General features: G+C 71.1%; 15 protein-coding genes. 10 read left to right on the top strand and 5 right to left on the bottom strand.

Annotation, left to right across the window (positions count from 1 at the left end; all coding sequences use genetic code 11):
- The first annotated feature begins 53 nt into the window (after positions 1–53).
- The 8 genes from mce to EDD92_RS31865 all read left to right on the top strand — a co-directional run bounded on the left by mce (position 54) and on the right by EDD92_RS31865 (position 9,994).
- Complete coding sequence (gene mce, locus EDD92_RS31895) at positions 54–494, top strand: methylmalonyl-CoA epimerase (protein ID WP_123967518.1); 441 nt, start codon at positions 54–56, stop codon at positions 492–494.
- 210 nt (positions 495–704) lie between these two features.
- A complete protein-coding gene (gene scy, locus EDD92_RS31890; protein ID WP_123967517.1) occupies positions 705–4,583 on the top strand; it encodes a polarized growth protein Scy in 3,879 nt (1,292 codons plus the stop codon).
- Positions 4,584–4,766: 183 nt separating this feature from the next.
- A complete protein-coding gene (locus EDD92_RS31885; protein WP_030950047.1) occupies positions 4,767–5,702 on the top strand; it encodes a cellulose-binding protein in 936 nt (311 codons plus the stop codon).
- 90 nt (positions 5,703–5,792) lie between these two features.
- Positions 5,793–5,960 (top strand): hypothetical protein, encoded by a 168-nt coding sequence (locus EDD92_RS50045; protein WP_185124192.1) that lies wholly within the window; start codon positions 5,793–5,795, stop codon positions 5,958–5,960.
- A 9-nt stretch (positions 5,961–5,969) separates the two neighbouring features.
- Positions 5,970–6,959: an ABC transporter ATP-binding protein gene (locus EDD92_RS31880; protein ID WP_123967516.1), complete on the top strand. Its 990-nt coding sequence runs from the start codon at positions 5,970–5,972 to the stop codon at positions 6,957–6,959.
- Positions 6,956–7,732, top strand: coding sequence for an ABC transporter permease (locus EDD92_RS31875; RefSeq protein WP_123967515.1), 777 nt, complete (start codon positions 6,956–6,958; stop codon positions 7,730–7,732). The genes EDD92_RS31880 and EDD92_RS31875 overlap by 4 nt, the downstream gene beginning before the upstream one ends.
- A gap of 145 nt (positions 7,733–7,877) precedes the next feature.
- Positions 7,878–9,122, top strand: coding sequence for an ABC transporter ATP-binding protein (locus tag EDD92_RS31870; RefSeq protein ID WP_123967514.1), 1,245 nt, complete (start codon positions 7,878–7,880; stop codon positions 9,120–9,122).
- The gene (locus EDD92_RS31865; RefSeq protein ID WP_123967513.1) at positions 9,119–9,994 is read left to right on the top strand and encodes an ABC transporter permease subunit; all 876 of its coding nucleotides are present in this window, start codon (positions 9,119–9,121) and stop codon (positions 9,992–9,994) included. Before EDD92_RS31870 ends, EDD92_RS31865 begins: the two co-directional genes overlap by 4 nt.
- Positions 9,995–10,000: 6 nt before the next feature.
- Here the strand turns inward: EDD92_RS31865 and EDD92_RS31860 are convergent, their stop codons facing one another.
- Positions 10,001–10,342, bottom strand: coding sequence for an ATP/GTP-binding protein (locus tag EDD92_RS31860; protein ID WP_123967512.1), 342 nt, complete (start codon positions 10,340–10,342; stop codon positions 10,001–10,003).
- A gap of 219 nt (positions 10,343–10,561) precedes the next feature.
- Between EDD92_RS31860 and EDD92_RS31855 the strand changes: the two genes are divergently transcribed.
- Complete coding sequence (locus EDD92_RS31855) at positions 10,562–11,590, top strand: LLM class flavin-dependent oxidoreductase (protein WP_123967511.1); 1,029 nt, start codon at positions 10,562–10,564, stop codon at positions 11,588–11,590.
- Between the two features lie 86 nt (positions 11,591–11,676).
- On the opposite strand, the gene EDD92_RS31850 is transcribed toward EDD92_RS31855, so the two are convergent.
- Complete coding sequence (locus EDD92_RS31850; protein ID WP_030928593.1) at positions 11,677–12,069, bottom strand: SCO5389 family protein; 393 nt, start codon at positions 12,067–12,069, stop codon at positions 11,677–11,679.
- A 311-nt stretch (positions 12,070–12,380) separates the two neighbouring features.
- Between EDD92_RS31850 and nucS the strand changes: the two genes are divergently transcribed.
- Entirely contained in the window at positions 12,381–13,052 is a 672-nt protein-coding gene (nucS, locus tag EDD92_RS31845) for an endonuclease NucS (RefSeq protein ID WP_099931327.1), read from the top strand.
- 69 nt (positions 13,053–13,121) lie between these two features.
- Here nucS and EDD92_RS31840 read toward each other — a convergent pair whose 3' ends face one another.
- The 3 genes from EDD92_RS31840 to EDD92_RS31830 all read right to left on the bottom strand — a co-directional run bounded on the left by EDD92_RS31840 (position 13,122) and on the right by EDD92_RS31830 (position 17,198).
- Complete coding sequence (locus EDD92_RS31840) at positions 13,122–15,650, bottom strand: ATP-binding protein (RefSeq protein ID WP_123967510.1); 2,529 nt, start codon at positions 15,648–15,650, stop codon at positions 13,122–13,124.
- A 206-nt stretch (positions 15,651–15,856) separates the two neighbouring features.
- Positions 15,857–16,180, bottom strand: a complete 324-nt coding sequence (locus tag EDD92_RS31835) for an STAS domain-containing protein (RefSeq protein WP_030928603.1) — start codon at positions 16,178–16,180, stop codon at positions 15,857–15,859.
- Positions 16,181–16,349: 169 nt separating this feature from the next.
- On the bottom strand, positions 16,350–17,198 hold the full coding sequence (locus EDD92_RS31830) for a 3-hydroxyacyl-CoA dehydrogenase family protein (RefSeq protein WP_030928606.1): 849 nt from the start codon (positions 17,196–17,198) through the stop codon (positions 16,350–16,352).
- Positions 17,199–17,329 lie beyond the last annotated feature (131 nt).

Here is a 17,329-nt window from a genome sequence, read left to right as displayed (position 1 = left end):
GGTGTGATCGCTGGCACGTTGCGTAACCACCTCCGGAGCGCTGCACTAACACCATGCTGACGCGAATCGACCACATCGGAATCGCCTGTTTCGATCTCGACAAGACCGTCGAGTTCTACCGGGCCACATACGGCTTCGAGGTGTTCCACTCCGAGGTCAACGAGGAGCAGGGCGTCCGCGAGGCCATGCTCAAGATCAACGACACGTCCGACGGCGGAGCCTCCTACCTGCAGCTTCTGGAGCCGACGCGACCGGACTCGACCGTCGCCAAGTGGCTCGACAAGAACGGCGAGGGTGTCCACCACATCGCTTTCGGTACGGCAGACGTGGACGCCGACGCGGCCGAGATCAAGGAAAAGGGCGTACGCGTTCTCTACGAAGAGCCCCGACGCGGCTCCATGGGGTCACGAATCACGTTTCTGCACCCCAAGGACTGCCACGGCGTTCTGACAGAACTGGTCACTTCGGCGCCTGTTGAGTCACCTGAGCACTGACCCCCGTACATATGGGCCGGTAGGGTTGGGGGCGGTCGCCGCTATTTGGGGGGTGACCGCACGCCGGGGTCCGGGTTTCGGGGGGCGAGCGTCGGGGCAGCAGCCCATGCTCCGCCGTTGATCTGACACCATTCCCCGGGGGCCCCGTTCGGCGGATGGACGGAGCTCGTTTGGCCAGACTTGCGACCAGGGGACGGATGGGACCGCGCAGTGCGGGGCTACGAACGCCAGGAGCGAGAGCCGGCGGCTGACGTCGACCACCTCTCTCGGTTCGAGGCCGAGATGGAGCGGCTGAAGACCGAGCGGGAAAAGGCGATCCAGCACGCCGAGGACCTCGGCTACCAGGTCGAGGTGCTGCGCGCCAAGCTTCACGAGGCGCGCCGCACCATCATGTCCCGGCCCTCCTTCGACGGCGGTGACATCGGCTACCAGGCCGAACAGCTGCTGCGGAATGCGCAGATCCAGGCCGACCAGCTGCGTCAGGACGCCGAGCGCGAGCTCAGCCAGGCGCGGGCGCAGACCCAGCGCATCCTCCAGGAGCATGCGGAGCAGGCCGCCCGGCTGCAGGCCGAGCTGCACCAGGAGGCGGTCACCCGCCGCCAGCAGCTGGACCAGGAGCTGGCGGAGCGCCGGCAGACCGTCGAATCGCACGTCAACGAGAACGTGGCCTGGGCGGAGCAGCTGCGCGCCCGTACCGAGTCCCAGGCGCGCCGGCTGCTCGACGAGTCCCGCGCCGAGGCCGAGCAGGCCCTGGCCGCCGCCCGTGCGGAGGCCGAGCGGGTCGCGACCGAGGCCAGGCAGCGGCTGCAGAGCGAGGCCGAGGAAGCCCGCGCGGAGGCGGACCAGCTGCTGCGCCGGGCGCGTGCGGACGCCGAGCGGCTGCTGAACGCCGCGTCCACGCAGGCCCAGGAGGCCACCGACCACGCCGAGCAGCTGCGCAACTCCTCCGCCACCGAGTCGGACTCCGCCCGCCGCCAGGCGCAGGAGCTGAGCCGGGCCGCCGAGCAGCGCATGGCGGAGGCCGAGGAGGCGCTGCGCAAGGCGCAGGCCGAGGCCGACAAGCTGGTCACCGAGGCCACAGCGGCCGCCGAGAAGGCCCTCGCCAGCGCCGAGTCGACGAACGAGCAGCGCACGCGTACGGCGAAGGAGCAGGTCGCCCGCCTGGTCGAGGAGGCCACGAAGGAGGCCGAGGCCACCAAGTCGGACGCCGAGCAGGCCGTCGCGGACGCCCGATCCGAGGCCGAGCGGATCGTCGCGGAGGCCTCCGAGAAGGCCCGCACGATCACGGCCGAGGAGAGCGCGACCCAGCTGTCCAAGGCGGCCAAGACGGCCGAGGACGTCCTCAACCGGGCGCAGGAAGACGCGAAGAAAACCACCAAGGCCGCCGCCGAGGAGGCCGAGCGGATCCGCTCGGAGGCCGAGGCCGAGGCGGACCGGCTGCGCGCCGAGGCGCACGACATCTCCGAGCAGCTCAAGGGCGCGGCCAAGGACGACACCAAGGAGTACCGCGCCAAGACGGTCGAGCTGCAGGAGGAGGCGCGCCGGCTGCGCGGCGAGGCCGAGCAGCTGCGCGCCGACGCTGTTGCCGAGGGCGAGAAGATCCGCGCGGAGGCCCGCAAGGAGGCCGTACAGCAGATCGAGGAGGCGGCCAAGACCGCCGAGGAGCTGCTGGCGAAGTCCCGGCAGGACGCGGACGAGCTGCGCCAGAAGGCCACCACGGACAGCGAGAAGGTCCGTACGGAGGCCATCGAGCGGGCGACCACGCTGCGCCGGCAGGCCGAGGAGACCCTCCAGCGCACCCGTCAGGAGGCGGAGCGGCACCGCGAGGAGGTCGTCGAGCAGTCCGAGGGCATCAAGGCCGAGGCCGAGCGGGCCGCGCGGGAGCTCCAGGAGGAGACCGAGCGGGCCCTGGAGGCACGCCGCGCAGAGGCAGCCGAGGAGCTGACGCGGCTGCACACGGAGGCCGAGGAGCGCCTCGCCGCCGCCGAGCAGGCGCTGACCGACGCCCGCGAGGAGGCGTCGCGGATCCGCCGCGAGGCCGCCGAGGAGAGCGAGCGGCTGCGCGGCGAGGCCGCCGAGCGGATCCGCACCCTGCAGGCGCAGGCCGAGGCGGAGGCCGAGCGGCTGCGCAACGAGGCCGCGTCGGACGCGTCCGCATCCCGGGCCGAGGGCGAGGCCATCGCCGTACGTCTGCGGTCCGAGGCCGCCGCGGAGGCGGAGCGGCTGAAGTCGGAGGCGCAGGAGAGCGCCGACCGGGTGCGGGCGGAGGCGCTGGCCGCCGCCGAGCGGCTCGGCACCGAGGCGTCCGAGACGCTGGCCGCCGCGCAGGAGGAGGCCAACCGGCGCCGTCGTGAGGCCGAGGAGACCCTCGGCGCCGCGCGCACCGAGGCCGACCAGGAGCGCGAGCGGGCACGCGAGCAGAGCGAGGAGCTGCTGGCCTCGGCGCGCAATCGCGTGGAGGAGGCGCAGGCCGAGGCCGTGCGGCTGGTCGAGGAGGCCGACCGGCGCGCGAACGAGATGGTCTCGGGCGCCGAGCAGCACGCCCAGCAGGTACGGGACTCGGTGGCCGGGCTGCACGAGCAGGCCCAGGAGGAGATCACCGGGCTGCGCAGCGCCGCCGAGCACGCGGCGGACCGTACCCGCCGCGAGGCGCAGGAGGAGGCGGACCGGGTCCGCGCCGACGCCTACGCCGAGCGGGAGCGGGCCAGCGAGGACGCGGGCCGTATCCGGCGCGAGGCGAACGAGGAGACCGACGCCGCCAAGTCGCTTGCCGAGCGCACGGTTGCGGAGGCGATCGCGGAGTCGGAGCGGCTGCGTTCGGACGCGGCCGAGTACGCGCAGCGGGTGCGTACGGAGGCGTCCGACGCGATCGCCGAGGCCGACCAGGCGGCGGCGCGCACCCGGGCCGACGCCCGCGGGGACGCCAACCGCATCCGCTCGGACGCGGCGACGCAGGCGGACGCCCTCATCACCGAGGCGCGCAGCGAGGCCGAGCGGCTCACCACCGAGACGGTCCGGGACACCGACCAACTGCGCACCGAGACGGTCGCGGAGGCCGAGCGGGTGCGGGCCGAGGCGGTCGCCAAGGCGGAGAAGCTCATCGCGGACGCCACCGGGGACGCGGAGCGGCTGCGCGCCGAGGCCGCCGACACGGTCGGGGCGGCGCAGCAGCACGCCGAGCGGACCCGCAGCGAGTCGGAGCGGGTCAAGGCGGAGGCAGCGGCGGAGGCCGAGCGGCTGGTCAACGCCGCGCGCGAGGAGGCCGAGCGCACCCTCGACGAGGCCCGCAAGGACGCGGGCAAGCGGCGCCGGGACGTTGCAGAGCAGGTCGACACCCTCATCACGGAGACCACGGCCGAGGCCGACAAGCTGCTCTCCGAGGCACAGCAGCAGGCCCACAAGACGACCGCGGACGCCGAGGCGCAGGCCGACACCATGGTGGGCGCGGCCCGCAAGGAGGCCGACCGCCTGGTCTCGGAGGCGACGGTCGAGGGCAACGCCCGGGTGGAGAAGGCCCGTGCCGACGCGGACGAACTGCTCGTCGGCGCCCGTCGGGACGCCACCTCCATCCGCGAGCGCGCGGAGGAACTGCGCGACCGCATCACCGGTGAGATCGAGGCGCTGCACGAGCGGGCCCGCCGCGAGTCCGCGGAGACGATGAAGACGGCGGGCGACCGCTGCGACGCGCTCATCAAGGCCGCCGAGGAACAGCTGGCCAAGGCGCAGGCGAAGGCCAAGGAGCTGGTCTCGGAGGCCAATTCCGAGGCGGGCAAGGTCCGTATCGCCGCCGTGAAGAAGGCCGAGGGGCTCCTGAAGGAGGCCGAGCAGAAGAAGGCGGCGCTCGTGAGGGAGGCCGAGGAGCTCAAGGCCGAGGCGATCCGCGAGGCCAAGCGCACCGTCGAGGAGGGAAAGCGCGAGCTGGAGATCCTGGTGCGCCGGCGCGAGGACATCAACGCCGAGATCTCCCGTGTCCAGGACGTCCTGGAGGCGTTGGAGTCTTTCGAGGCCCCGACTGCGGGCAAGGACGGTGGCGTCAAGGCGGGCGCCACGGTCGGCGCCCCTCGTTCGGGTAAGCCGTCGGACAGCTGATCGACAGGTCCAAATGGGGGGCCGTCTGGGGCCTTTGACCAATTTTTTGGCAAGCCGTCCGCCGGTTAGCCACCCAAAAGGGGTCTCATTCTGCAGATCAAACACGTATCCGCTCGATGACACACCGCTTCGGCCCCTAGGATTCCCCCTATCACCTCACCGGTCTCATTTGACAGGAACCCCATGAGCGACACTTCCCCCTACGGCTTCGAGCTTGTGCGGCGTGGGTACGACCGCGCTCAGGTGGACGAACGAATCTCCAAGCTCGTCTCCGACCGTGACAGCGCTCTCGCCCGCATCACCGCTCTGGAAAAGCGCATCGAGGAGCTCCACCTCGAGACGCAGAACGCCCAGGCCCAGGTAACCGACGCAGAGCCGTCGTACGCCGGTCTCGGCGCGCGTGTCGAGAAGATCCTCCGCCTCGCCGAGGAAGAGGCCAAGGATCTGCGCGAGGAGGCCCGTCGCGCGGCCGAGCAGCACCGCGAACTTGCGGAGTCGGCGGCCCAGCAGGTCCGCAACGACGCAGAATCGTTCGCTGCGGAGCGCAAGGCCAAGGCCGAGGACGAGGGCGTCCGGATCGTCGAGAAGGCCAAGAGTGACGCCTCGCAGCTGCGTTCCGAGGCGCAGAAGGATGCGCAGTCGAAGCGCGAGGAGGCCGACGCCCTCTTCGAGGAGACCCGCGCCAAGGCCGCGCAGGCCGCCGCCGACTTCGAGACGAACCTCGCCAAGCGCCGCGAGCAGTCCGAGCGCGACCTGGCGTCCCGTCAGGCCAAGGCCGAGAAGCGCCTCGCGGAGATCGAGCACCGCGCGGAGCAGCTCCGCCTGGAGGCCGAGAAGCTGCGCACCGACGCCGAGCGCCGCGCCCGCCAGACGGTGGAGACGGCTCAGCGCCAGGCCGAGGACATCGTGGCCGACGCGAACGCCAAGGCCGACCGGATCCGTTCGGAATCCGAGCGCGAGCTGGCCGCCCTCACCAACCGCCGCGACAGCATCAACGCCCAGCTGACGAACGTCCGCGAGATGCTCGCGACGCTCACCGGTGCGGCCGTGGCCGCCGCCGGTTCGCCGGCCGAGGACGAGCCGATCTCCCGTGGGGTTCCGGCGCAGCAGACCCGGTAACACCGCCTGACGGCAGCCAAGGCCCGCACCATCTCCCCCGAGGGTGCGGGCCTTGGCATGTTTTCACCGCGGTCCCGTACGAGGCTCGCCGTGCTTCTGCAACGCGGCGGTGGCATGTGCGCAGCCTTCGCCCGCACCTTCCCGTGGACCGCCCTCTTCGCCTTCCTCGCGGCCGGCATCGCGCTCCTGCTCCCCGCCCGGCGCCAGGAGACGGGCCCCGAGCCCGCTCGAGTGGCAGCCCCCGAACGCCGGTCTTAGCGTGACTTCATGATCGAGCTCGAGGGCCTGACCAAGCGGTACGGCGAGAAACTGGCGGTCAACAACCTCACCTTCACCGTCAGACCCGGCATGGTGACCGGGTTCCTCGGGCCGAACGGGGCCGGCAAGTCGACCACGATGCGGATGATGCTGGGGCTCGACCGGCCCACCGCGGGGGACGTCCGGATCGACGGCAGGCACTACGACCACCTCAAGGACCCGCTGAGGTACATCGGCGCCCTGCTGGACGCCAAGGCCATGCACGGAGGCCGCAGCGCCTTCAACCATCTGCTGTGTCTCGCGCAGAGCAACGGCATCCCGAGACGGCGGGTGGCCGAGGTCCTCGACACGGTGGGTCTCACGGCGGTCGCGAGGAAGAAGGCCAAGGGGTTCTCGCTGGGCATGGGACAGCGGCTCGGGATCGCGGGTGCGCTGCTCGGCGACCCACGGATCCTGATGTTCGACGAGCCGGTCAACGGCCTCGACCCCGAGGGCATCCACTGGATCCGCAATCTGATGAAGTCCCTGGCCGCCCAGGGGCGGACCGTCTTCGTCTCCTCCCATCTGATGAGCGAGATGGCGCTGACCGCCGACCATCTCGTCGTCATCGGACAGGGGCGGCTGCTCGCCGACACTTCCATGGCCGACTTCATCGAGCGGAACTCCCGCTCGTACATCCGGATCCGCTCCCCGCAGCGCGAGCGGCTGCTCGACGTGCTGCACGAGGAGGGCGTCACCGTCATCGAGTCCGGCAGCGGGGCGCTGGAGGTGGAGGGCGGCAAGGCCGAGCAGATCGGCGAACTGGCCGCGCAGCACCAGATCGTGCTGCACGAGCTGAGCCCCCAGCAGGCCTCCCTGGAGGAGGCGTTCATGCAGCTGACCGCGGGGGCGGTGGAGTACCACGCGCACGCCGACACACCCCTCGGGACACGCTTCGACACGCCCTTCGAGACGCGCCCGCAGCGGCAGCACTGGGGCGAGGACTGGAAGAGGAGATGAGCATGGCGGCGATGCAGGTCGTACGGTCCGAGTGGACCAAGATCCGGTCGGTGGCGTCCACGGTGTGGACGCTCTCCCTGGCCGTGGTCGTCACCATCGCCCTCGGCATGCTGATCTCGGCGCTGTCCAGACACGAGTTCGACAAGATGAGCCGGCAGGACCGCCTGACCTTCGACCCGACCTTCATCAGTTTCGCGGGCATGAGCCTCGGCCAGCTCGCGATGATCGTGTTCGGGGTGCTCGTCGTCTCGAACGAGTACAGCACCGGCATGATCCGCACCTCGCTGGCCGCCGTACCGCAACGCGGCACCTTTCTGTTCAGCAAGATCGCCGTGGCGACCGGCCTCGCGCTCGTCGTCGCCATGGCGACCAGCTTCGTCGCCTTCTTCCTCGGGCAGGCGATGCTCGGCTCGCACCGCGCCTCGATCGGCGACCCGCACGTGCTGCGCGCCGTGATCGGCGGCGGCATCTACATGACCCTCATCGCGGTGTTCTCGATGGGTGTCGCCGCGATGCTGCGCTCGCCCATGCTGTCGCTGGGCATCCTGATGCCGTTCTTCTTCCTGATCTCCAACATTCTGGGCAATGTCGACGCGACGAAGAAGATCGGCCGGTTCCTGCCGGACCAGGCCGGCAGCAAGATCATGCAGGTGGTCCCGCGGATCGACGAGGACAGCCCGTACGGGCCCTGGGGCGGCCTCGGGATCATGGTGCTGTGGGCGGTCGCGGCCCTCGCGGGCGGCTATGTGCTGCTGAAGAAGCGGGACGCGTAGCGCTCCCGGGACATGACTCTCCGCCGGGAAGTGGAGTCACATCGCTTTACTTTCATTTGAGCGGAACCGTCAGCTCCTCGATATCCTCCTAACCCTTACGGGGGCGTGTGCCCCGCTGTCCTGAACCTTTCGATGGGTGCGGAGCATGATCGAGGCTGTAGGCCTGACCAAGCGCTACGGCGACAAGACCGCCGTGTACAACCTTTCCTTCCAGGTGCGGCCGGGTGCCGTCACCGGCTTCCTCGGGCCCAACGGCTCCGGCAAGTCGACGACGATGCGCATGATCCTCGGCCTGGACAACCCCACCGCGGGGCAGGTGACGATCGGCGGCTACCCGTACCCGAAGCTGCCCAACGCCCCCCGCCAGGTGGGCGCCCTGCTCGACGCCAAGGCCGTGCACGGCGGCCGGTCGGCCCGAAGCCATCTGCTGTGCCTGGCCCAGCTGTCCGGCATCCCGGCGCGCCGGGTCGACGAGGTGCTGGGCGTGGTCGGGCTCCAGGAGGTGGCCAGAAAGCGCTCCAAGGGCTTCTCCCTCGGCATGGGGCAGCGGCTCGGCATCGCCGCCGCACTCCTCGGCGACCCCCAGGTGCTGCTCTTCGACGAGCCGGTCAACGGCCTCGACCCCGAGGGCATCCTCTGGGTGCGCAACCTCATGAAGGCGCTCGCGGCGGAGGGCCGTACGGTCTTCGTCTCCTCCCATCTGATGAGCGAGATGGCGCTGACCGCCGACCACCTCATCGTGATCGGACGCGGGCAGCTACTGGCGGACATGAGCGTGAAGGACTTCATCTCGGCGAACTCCGCCGACTTCGCGCGCGTGCGTACGCCGGACACCGAGCCGCAGCTGCGCGAGAAGCTGACGGCCGCGCTCACCGAGGCGGGCGGGCACGTGATGCCCGAGCAGGACGGCGCCCTGAGGATCACGGGGCTGGCACTCCCCCGCATCAGTGACATCGCGCACGACGCCGACGTACGCCTGTGGGAGCTGTCACCGCACCAGGCGTCGCTGGAGGAGGCATACATGCGGATGACGCAGGGGGCCGTCGACTACCGCTCGACCATCGACCAGAAGGCGGGGCTGCAGCAGCCGCTGCCCCCCGGTGTGCAGCCGCCGATGCCGGTGCCCGGACAGGGCCAGCCCGACTGGTACGCCCCGCCGTCGCCCCAGGAGGGCGGGCAGCCGTTCGCGATGCCGCAGGGACAGCCGGGGCCGTACGGCGCCGGGCAGCCCCCGGCGGGCCCGTACGGCACTCCGGGCGCCCCGGGCGCGGGTCAGCCCAATCCGTACGCCCAGTCGGCGCCCGCGGCGCGCAAGGCGCCGGCCGCGCCGCCCCAGCCCCCCGCCTCCGCCGCCCCCGCCGACGTGACCAAGCCCGAGGACGCCCGATGAGCACCCCGCAGCCCCCGATGCCGCAGGCCGCCGCACCCGACTGGCAGGCGGCGGCGCCCGGTTCGCCGTACCCCACCTACACCTCGCCGATCCCCGTCGTGCGCACCCATCTCGGACACGCGATCTCCTCGGAGTGGACGAAGATCAGATCGGTGCGCTCCACGATGTGGACGCTCGGCGTGTTCCTGCTGCTCGTCGTCGGCATCGGGCTGCTGGTCGCCGTGCTGGTCGCCGCCAACCAGGGCGAGGACAGCCTGAAGGGCCAGAACCCGCTGTCCTTCGGCGTGTTCGGGCTGCTCCTCGGCAGCATGTGCATCATCACGCTCGGCGTGCTGACCACCGCCTCGGAGTACGGCACCGGCATGATCCGGACCACGATGACCGCGTGCCCGTCACGCGCGCGCGTGCTGACGGCGAAGGCGATCGTGTTCTTCGCGGTGGCGTTCACCGTCACCTTCGCCTCGGTGCTCCTGGTCGCCGTCGCGGACGTCGCCATGCTGAAGGGTGCGAAGGACCCGTCCGCCGGCGAGTGGTTGAGGGGCACGTTCGGCATCTCGCTCTACATCGCGCTGCTCGGGCTGCTCTCGCTCGTCGTCGGCTCGATCATCCGGCACTCGGCGGGCGCCATCACCATCATGATCGCCCTGGTGCTGGCGCCGCTGGTGATCGCGCTGTTCATGTTCTCGTCGGCCCTGGAGAACGTGCGCCAGGCCCTGTTCGACTACTCGATCCCGAACCAGCTCAGCGCCTTCTACACCAACACCCTGAGCGACACCGGCCCGACCGGCTGGGACCCGGTGTGGATCGCCCTGGGCGTGACGGCCGTCGCGTTCGCCGGCGCGGTCGCGCTGCTGCAGCAGCGCGACGTGTAACCGGCTTCAGAACTTCGGCGCGTTACGGGACCGCTGCACCCGCGTGGTGCGGCGGTCCTTCGCGTTCCAGCACGCCTTGTGCCAGTGGCGGCGCTCGTCGACGCCCGAGTGCTCGGGCCAGGCCACCACGTGCGGGACTCCGGAGGGGATCATCTGGTCGCAGCCGGGGCAGCGGTACGTCTTGCCCTGCGCGCTAGCGCCCGCCACGTGCCGCACGCTCCACTCCTCCCCCTGCCAGCTCTCGGTGGACTGCCAGCCGCCGTAACGGCCGGACCGGTCGTCCTCGCCGCTCCGGCCGGGCGAGCCCGACGGGTCGGCACCCTTGGGTCGGTTGCGACGCGGGGACACGGGACACCTCACGGGGCTATACAGGGAGCACGGGTCGTGTCCAGCCTACGGGGCGCGGACGGGGGTAGGCGTAGAGCACCGGCCGCCCCCCGCCCCGCCGCGACCACCCATTCTGCAGACAATCCGCAAATCTCTTCGCCAGGCCGTGTCCTCGGCACGTGTCAGACGGTTATGCGGGTGGGGGAGCTCCGCGTCGGAGCCAAGGAAGCAGGAAAAGCAATGCGCGTAGGAAGTTTCGTGTTGGCGGCCCAGTTCCCGGGGCAGGGCCAAGGGGAGGCGCTGCACCGCGCGGTCCGCTCGGCCGAGGTCGCCGAGGAAGCGGGTCTCGACTCGGTCTGGCTGGCCGAGCACCACTTCGTGCCGTACGGGACATGCCCGTCGGCGATCACCCTGGCGGCGTTACTCCTCGGCCGGACCCGCAGGCTCCGGGTGGGCACGGCGGTCACCGTACTGCCCACCGCCCACCCGGTGGCGGTCGGCGAGCAGGCCGCCCTGTTGCACATCACCTCCGGCGGGCGCTTCTCGCTGGGCGTGGGGCGCGGCGGACCGTGGGTCGACCTGGAGGTGTTCGGCTCCGGCATCAAGGCGTACGAGGAGGGGTTCCCCGAATCACTCGATCTGCTGCTGCGCTGGCTGCGCGAGCCGTCGGTCGGAGCCATGGGGGAGCGCTTCGGTTTCCGCGAAGTGCCCGTCGTACCAAGGCCGTCGGAGTCCCTGTCGGAGGTGCCGGGCCCCGAGGTCGTCGTCGCGTGCACCTCGCCGTCGAGTGTGCGGCAGGCCGCCGAGCGCGGGCTGCCGATGCTGCTGGGCATGCATGTGGGTGACGAGGAGAAGGCCGAGATGGTCTCCCTGTGGCGGCAGCTCGCGCGCGCCGCCGGACACTCCGCGGAGACGGTCCTGGGCGCGGCCCATGTCTCGGCCGGCGTCTGCCAGATCGCGGACCGGCGTACGGACGCCGTGGAGGCGCTGACGAAAGCGATGCCGGGCTGGCTGAAGCAGGGGCTGGAGGCCCATGTCACGGTGGACGGCCGGACCCGGCAGATGCGCGACCCGCTGGCCTACACCGAACTGCTCTGCGGACTGCACCCGGTGGGCACCCCGCGCCTGTGCGCCGACCGGCTCGCCGCGACCAGCGAGCGGACCGGCATCTCCCGCTTCGCCCTGCTCGTGGAGGGCTCGGGAGACCTGGCGGCCACCGAGGAGAACGTACGGCGGCTGGGCGCCGAGGTGCTCCCGCACCTCGGTTGAACGGGCCTGCCCGGCTGCGCGGAGCTTGCCGCCCCAGTACTGAATGCACCTCCCGCGTACGGAGCGGCAAGCAAGCGGCTTGCTCCTCAGCAGTCCCGGAACTCCGGGGACTGGTTGAGTACCTGACTGCGGACCGAGGTGAAGCGGGCCAGCGTCTCGTCGACCGAGGCGTCCAGCGGGAACACCGCCACCCGGTGGCAGTTCTGGAAGGCCAGCCGGACACCGAAGTGCCTTTGCAGCGCGCCGCGTATCGCGTCACTCGCGAGCGCACGCAGCAGCTGTCCGCGTGCCTGCTCGTCCGGCGGGGGCGTCTGGTTGTCGGCGAAGTTGCCGCCGTCGACCTTCAGCTGGGCCACCAGGGAGCTGATCATCTCCCATGCGTAAGGCAGGGAGGTCCGGACGCAGTCGACGAATTCTGCTTCGTCGACCTCGCCTCGCTCGGCCTTCTCGAGTAGGGCCGGTGAGACGTCGAGCGACATGGGTTCTCCTCTCGCACCCCCGTGGTCGACAGGGGTTGCCGGACAGATAAGGGAGTTCGCGATACCGAACACGCTGAGTACTCGTCTCGCGACCTCCCGTTTACTACCGTAAGCAACGGACGGTGACGGCACCAGGAAAATGCGTACATGGAGCGCCCTCTTTGGGCACACAATCAGCCACGAATGAACATGGGTTGTCTCGGGTCTTCCAGGACAACAAGGGCGGCCCGGAGGGCCTCGTTCAAGGGTGGTGGTGGGAGACGGGAGGGCGAATCGCGTGGACCCGCACCCGTCGAGTAGCGTTGCCGACCATGCGTCTCGTCATTGCCCGATGCTCCGTGGACTACGCGGGCCGGCTCACCGCCCATCTCCCTTCGGCGCCCCGCCTGATCCTGGTGAAGGCCGACGGCAGCGTCTCCATCCACGCGGACGACCGCGCCTACAAGCCCCTGAACTGGATGTCCCCGCCCTGCACCCTGAAGGAGGGTGCAGGCGACGACGAGGGCGTCTGGACCGTCATCAACAAGGCGGGCGAGAAGCTCATCATCACGATGGAGGAGATCCTCCACGACTCCTCGCACGAACTGGGCGTGGATCCCGGCCTGATCAAGGACGGCGTGGAAGCACACCTTCAGGAGCTGCTCGCCGACCGCATCGAGACGCTCGGCGACGGCTACACGCTCATCCGCCGCGAGTACATGACGGCCATCGGCCCGGTCGACATCCTGTGCCGGGACGCCGAGGGGCAGACCGTCGCGGTCGAGATCAAGCGGCGCGGCGAGATCGACGGCGTGGAGCAGCTCACCCGCTACCTCGAGCTGCTGAACCGCGATCCCCATCTCGCCCCGGTCCGCGGCATCTTCGCGGCCCAGGAGATCAAGCCGCAGGCCCGGGTCCTCGCGACGGACCGCGGGATCGGGTGCGCGGTGCTGGACTACGACGCCCTCAGGGGCATCGAGGACGACAAGTTGCGGTTGTTCTGACCCCCGTTGCCACGCGCAAGAGGGCCGGGTCCGTCGAGACGGACCCGGCCCTCTTGCGTGTACGGGACCTCACATGACCGGGCTGGAGCTGCTGCTCTGCGGCGCGGTCGCCGAACTGCTCGTCGACGCCGGGGCGCTGGAGGACGCGGGAGCGCTGGACGCCGGGCCGCTGGCCGAGGTGGACGTGGTCGGGGACGACGGCGGCTGCGATGTCGGCGTGGGCGTCGGGGACGGCGAGGGCGGAGGCGTGGACGGCGGCGGCGTTGTCGGCGGCTTGGTCGTCGGGCTCGACGACGGCGGCTTGCTCGTCGGGGACTTCGACGGCGAGCTCGACGAACCGCCGCCCGACCCCTTCGTGCCGCTCGGGTCGTCCGACGGCCGGGTCGTGCTCGACGGCGGTGTCGGGTCGTCCGAGGTGCCGTACGTACCGTCGGGGCCCGGGTCCGTCGGACGGCTGGTCGCGGTGCCCGTGTCGCCGTTGCCCGAGTCGTTCTTCGGGGTGTCCGCGCCCAGGCTGCCGTCGTCGGCGCCCTGGCTCGCGGACGGGTTGACGCCGACCTTTTCGGACGGGTTGTTGGCGTCGTTGTTCGACGTGGCCCCGAGCGTCACGACCGTGCCGAGCACGGCGGCGAGGAGTGCGCCCGCACCGGCCGCGACGAGGTTGCGCCGGGCGAGGCCGCGGATGCCGCCCCGGTGGGTCTTGGGCGGCGAGCCGGACACGGCCCGGTTGACGACGATGGTCGAGGTGTCGCCGGACGAGGGCGGCGGGCTCGCCGGGAACGCGGCCGGCACGCCGCCGGGCGGCGACTGGGACTCCTCGTAGCGCGCGTCCGGGACCTCCTCGCCCGCGGTCGAGCCAAGGCCCGGCGTGGTGCCGGAACGGTCGGAGACCAGGGCGAGGGCGCGGCGGCCCGCGACCGTACCGCGCTTGTCGGCGAGCGCGCCGCGCAGCCCGATGGAGGACTCCAGCTCGGCGCGGGCCCGGTCGAGCTGTCCGCCGCAGAGCGCGAGGATGCCCAACTCGTGGTGGAAGTAGGCCTGTTCCGACACCTCGCCGGCGAGCCGGGAGGCCTCGGCACCGGACCGCAGCGCCCGCTCCCAGGCGCTCCAGTGCAGGCCGGCCGCGAACGCGGGCGCCGCCGTGCGGGCCAGCTGGACGGTGACGCTCTCCTCGCCCTCGGCCGGGGCGGTCGTGCCCGGCACCAGAATGCCGAGCGCGGCGAGCAGGGCGTCGGCTTCGGCGCACACCCGCTCCGGGGTGACCGAGGGGTGCCCCGCCCACCAGGCGTAGTGCTGGGCGGCGGTCAGGGCCTGCGCCTCGATGTCGTCGCCGTATCCGGCGGCCTCGAGCTGGGCGAGGACCCCGGCGGCGAGCCGGTAACGGGAGCCGACCGGCGAGACCAGGCCGCAGGAGGCCAGTTCGCCGAGGGCGGCGTCCGCGTGGGTGTCGCCGACCAGCGCGGGCAGATGCGCCTGGTGCGGCACCTCGCCGCCGAGCGCGACGGCGAACCGGAGCGTGGCGCGCGCCGAGGCGCTGAGCCGGGAGGCCAGCAGCGGCGCGGGCGCGGCGGCCTCGCCGAGCGACGGCAGGGGTACGTCGTCGCCGTCCTCGGCGTCGAGAGACGCGTCGAAGGGCGCGTCCACGGGGATCGCGTCCTCGAAGACGCCGAACGCCTCGACGGCGCCGGTCCCGGCGCGCTGCTGGTCGCGCTGGCGCAGCAGGGCGCCGGCCTGGACGAAGCGCAGCGGCAGGCCCTCGGACTCGAACCAGAGGTCGCCGGCCCAGTTGGCCTCCTCCTCCGTCAGCACCCGGCCGACGGCGCGCTCGATGAGCTCCACGCCGCCCGCGCGGTCGAGCCCGCCGAGGAAGACCTCTTCGAGGGTGGAGTCGGCGGAGGGCGCGGGCACCTCGGGCGTCGCGCCGATCACAAAGGCGCACTCGGGCGTCGCGTCGAGCAGTTCGTCGAGTCCGGCGCCGCCGAACTCGACGTCGTCGAGAACGACGACTGCGCCGATCTCCCGGACCAGTTCGAGCAGTTCGTCCTGTTCCGGGCGGTGCAGGGGTGCGTTGTAGACGGCGTAGAAGAGGTCGTACAGCAGGTCGCTCGCCGTGCGGTGGAAGCCGCTGAGGCGGACGACACCGTCGGGGGCGAGGTCCGCGCAGTCCTCGGCGACGAGGTCGAGGAGGGCGGTGCGGCCGGAGCCCGCGGGGCCGGTGAGACGCACGGAACGACCGCGGGCCAGCAGCCGGACCAGGCGCTCGCGCTCGTCCTGGCGTTCCAGGAGATGCAGCGAGGGCCGGGCCGGGCCGGGCGGAACGGGCGGCTTGGCCGCGCGGTTCACCTCGGCACGCTCGGCCACCGTGAACTTCTCGGGCCGCCCCGGGCGCTCGCCCGGCGGGCAGGCCTCTATCTCGCTGCCGTCGACGGGATTGACGGTGAGCAGGTAGTCGCCCGTGACGAGCTGTACCGTGCGCGCGAGCGCGGGCGAGTGCTGGCCGAAGTCGGGTGTGAGGGGGTCCCTGGGCGGGCGCTGGCGCGGCGCGCTGCTGTCGCCGTCATGGCCGTACTCCTCGGGTCCCCGGCTGTTCGGGTCCATAGGTTCAAGCCCCCCAAAAGCGTCGTGTGTGCGTTGAGCCCCTCCCGGCCTTGCTGCACACCGCGCTGTCGCTTCTGGTCCGGGCCCGCTCGCAGGGATGTCAGGCAGCGGGCGACCGAACCTTAAACCTTTGCCCAGTATCTACGACAGTCCGGAATGCCGCGCCGTGCGAGACGTCACAGTCTCATGAGGATTGCGCGCGACGGTCACACACGGGGCAGTGACTCCACCCCGATGCCGCCCTCGATCGCCAGGATCCGGTGCAGTCGGGTGGCCACCAGCAGGCGCTGCATCTGCGGCGGAACGTCGCGCAGCACCAGGCGCCGGCCGCAGCGGCCGGCCCGCCGGTGGACGCCCATGATCACCCCGAGTCCGGTGGCGTCCCAGGAGTCCAGTTCGGACAGGTCCAGCACCAGGTCGCCGACTCCGTCGTCGACGGCCGAGTGCAGGACCGTACGGGCGTCCGCCGCGCTGCGGACGTCGAGGCGGCCCCCGACGACCAGCTCGGCGTGGTCGCCCCTGATGTACATATGCGCTCCCCGAGAGTGCGGTGACGTACTCCGTGACGGTGGCTGTGCAACGTCTGACTGCTTCAGCGGCGACGAGGTTGCCGTCTGTAAGCGAACCGATACCGAATTCACCCCCGCGGGTGATACCCGCGGGGCCTGTGCGGTTTCAGTGGCTGTACGTACTGATGTGTCAGTACGTGTAGAAGCCCTGCCCGCTCTTGCGCCCGATGTCACCGGCGTCAACCATCCGGCGCATCAGCTCCGGCGGCGCGAACTTCTCGTCCTGCGACTCGGTGTAGATGTTGCTGGTGGCGTGCAGCAGGATGTCGACGCCGGTCAGGTCCGCCGTGGCCAGCGGACCCATCGCGTGTCCGAAGCCCAGCTTGCAGGCGAGGTCGATGTCCTCGGCGCTCGCCACGCCCGACTCGTAGAGCTTGGTCGCCTCGACGACGAGCGCCGAGATCAGACGGGTCGTCACGAAGCCCGCGACGTCCCGGTTGACGACGATGCAGGTCTTGCCGACGGACTCGGCGAACTCCCGCGCGGTGGCGAGGGCTTCGTCGCTCGTCTTGTAGCCGCGGACGAGTTCGACGAGCTGCATCATCGGCACCGGCGAGAAGAAGTGGACGCCGACGACCCGCTCCGGGTGCTCGGTGGCCGCCGCGATCTTGGTGATCGGGATCGCGGAGGTGTTGGAGGCGAGCACGGTGTCCGGGCGGACGATCTTGTCGAGCGCCCGGAAGATCTCGTGCTTCACTTCCAGCTTCTCGAAGACGGCCTCGACGACGACGTCCGCGTCGGCGGCGGCGTCCAGGTCGGTGGTCGCGGTGATGCGGCCGAGGGCGGCGTCGGCGTCGTGCGCCTCCAGCTTGCCCTTGCTCACGAACTTGTCGTACGAGGCCTTGATGCCGTCGGTGCCACGCTTGAGGGCTTCGTCGGTGACGTCACGCAGGACGACGTCCCAGCCCGCCTGCGCGGAGACCTGGGCGATGCCGGAACCCATCAAGCCGGCGCCGATGACGGCAAGCTTCCGTGCCACGTTTACGACTCCCCTTTGAAACGCCTTACACACCGTTTATGTATGCCTCTTCGGCGGACCTTAGCGCTCGTGAGGTGCCGTGTGACCGGTAAGTAATGCGCGTCACGTCTCATCTGACGGACATCACACCG

It is taken from the genome of Streptomyces sp. TLI_185 (genome assembly GCF_003814765.1).
Taxonomy (GTDB): Bacteria; Actinomycetota; Actinomycetes; order Streptomycetales; family Streptomycetaceae; genus Streptomyces.
This window is presented reverse-complemented; position numbering and strand designations above follow the sequence as displayed.

Excerpts from the sequence above, each read along its gene's own strand:
- mce (WP_123967518.1), top strand. The coding sequence starts at position 54 with ATGCTGACGCGAATCGACCACATCGGAATCGCCTGTTTCGATCTCGAC.
- EDD92_RS31885 (WP_030950047.1), top strand. The coding sequence starts at position 4,767 with ATGAGCGACACTTCCCCCTACGGCTTCGAGCTTGTGCGGCGTGGGTAC.
- EDD92_RS31880 (WP_123967516.1), top strand. The coding sequence starts at position 5,970 with ATGATCGAGCTCGAGGGCCTGACCAAGCGGTACGGCGAGAAACTGGCG.
- EDD92_RS31875 (WP_123967515.1), top strand. The coding sequence starts at position 6,956 with ATGAGCATGGCGGCGATGCAGGTCGTACGGTCCGAGTGGACCAAGATC.
- EDD92_RS31870 (WP_123967514.1), top strand. The coding sequence starts at position 7,878 with ATGATCGAGGCTGTAGGCCTGACCAAGCGCTACGGCGACAAGACCGCC.
- EDD92_RS31865 (WP_123967513.1), top strand. The coding sequence starts at position 9,119 with ATGAGCACCCCGCAGCCCCCGATGCCGCAGGCCGCCGCACCCGACTGG.
- EDD92_RS31855 (WP_123967511.1), top strand. The coding sequence starts at position 10,562 with ATGCGCGTAGGAAGTTTCGTGTTGGCGGCCCAGTTCCCGGGGCAGGGC.
- EDD92_RS31850 (WP_030928593.1), bottom strand. The coding sequence starts at position 12,069 with ATGTCGCTCGACGTCTCACCGGCCCTACTCGAGAAGGCCGAGCGAGGC.
- nucS (WP_099931327.1), top strand. The coding sequence starts at position 12,381 with ATGCGTCTCGTCATTGCCCGATGCTCCGTGGACTACGCGGGCCGGCTC.
- EDD92_RS31840 (WP_123967510.1), bottom strand. The coding sequence starts at position 15,650 with ATGGACCCGAACAGCCGGGGACCCGAGGAGTACGGCCATGACGGCGAC.
- EDD92_RS31835 (WP_030928603.1), bottom strand. The coding sequence starts at position 16,180 with ATGTACATCAGGGGCGACCACGCCGAGCTGGTCGTCGGGGGCCGCCTC.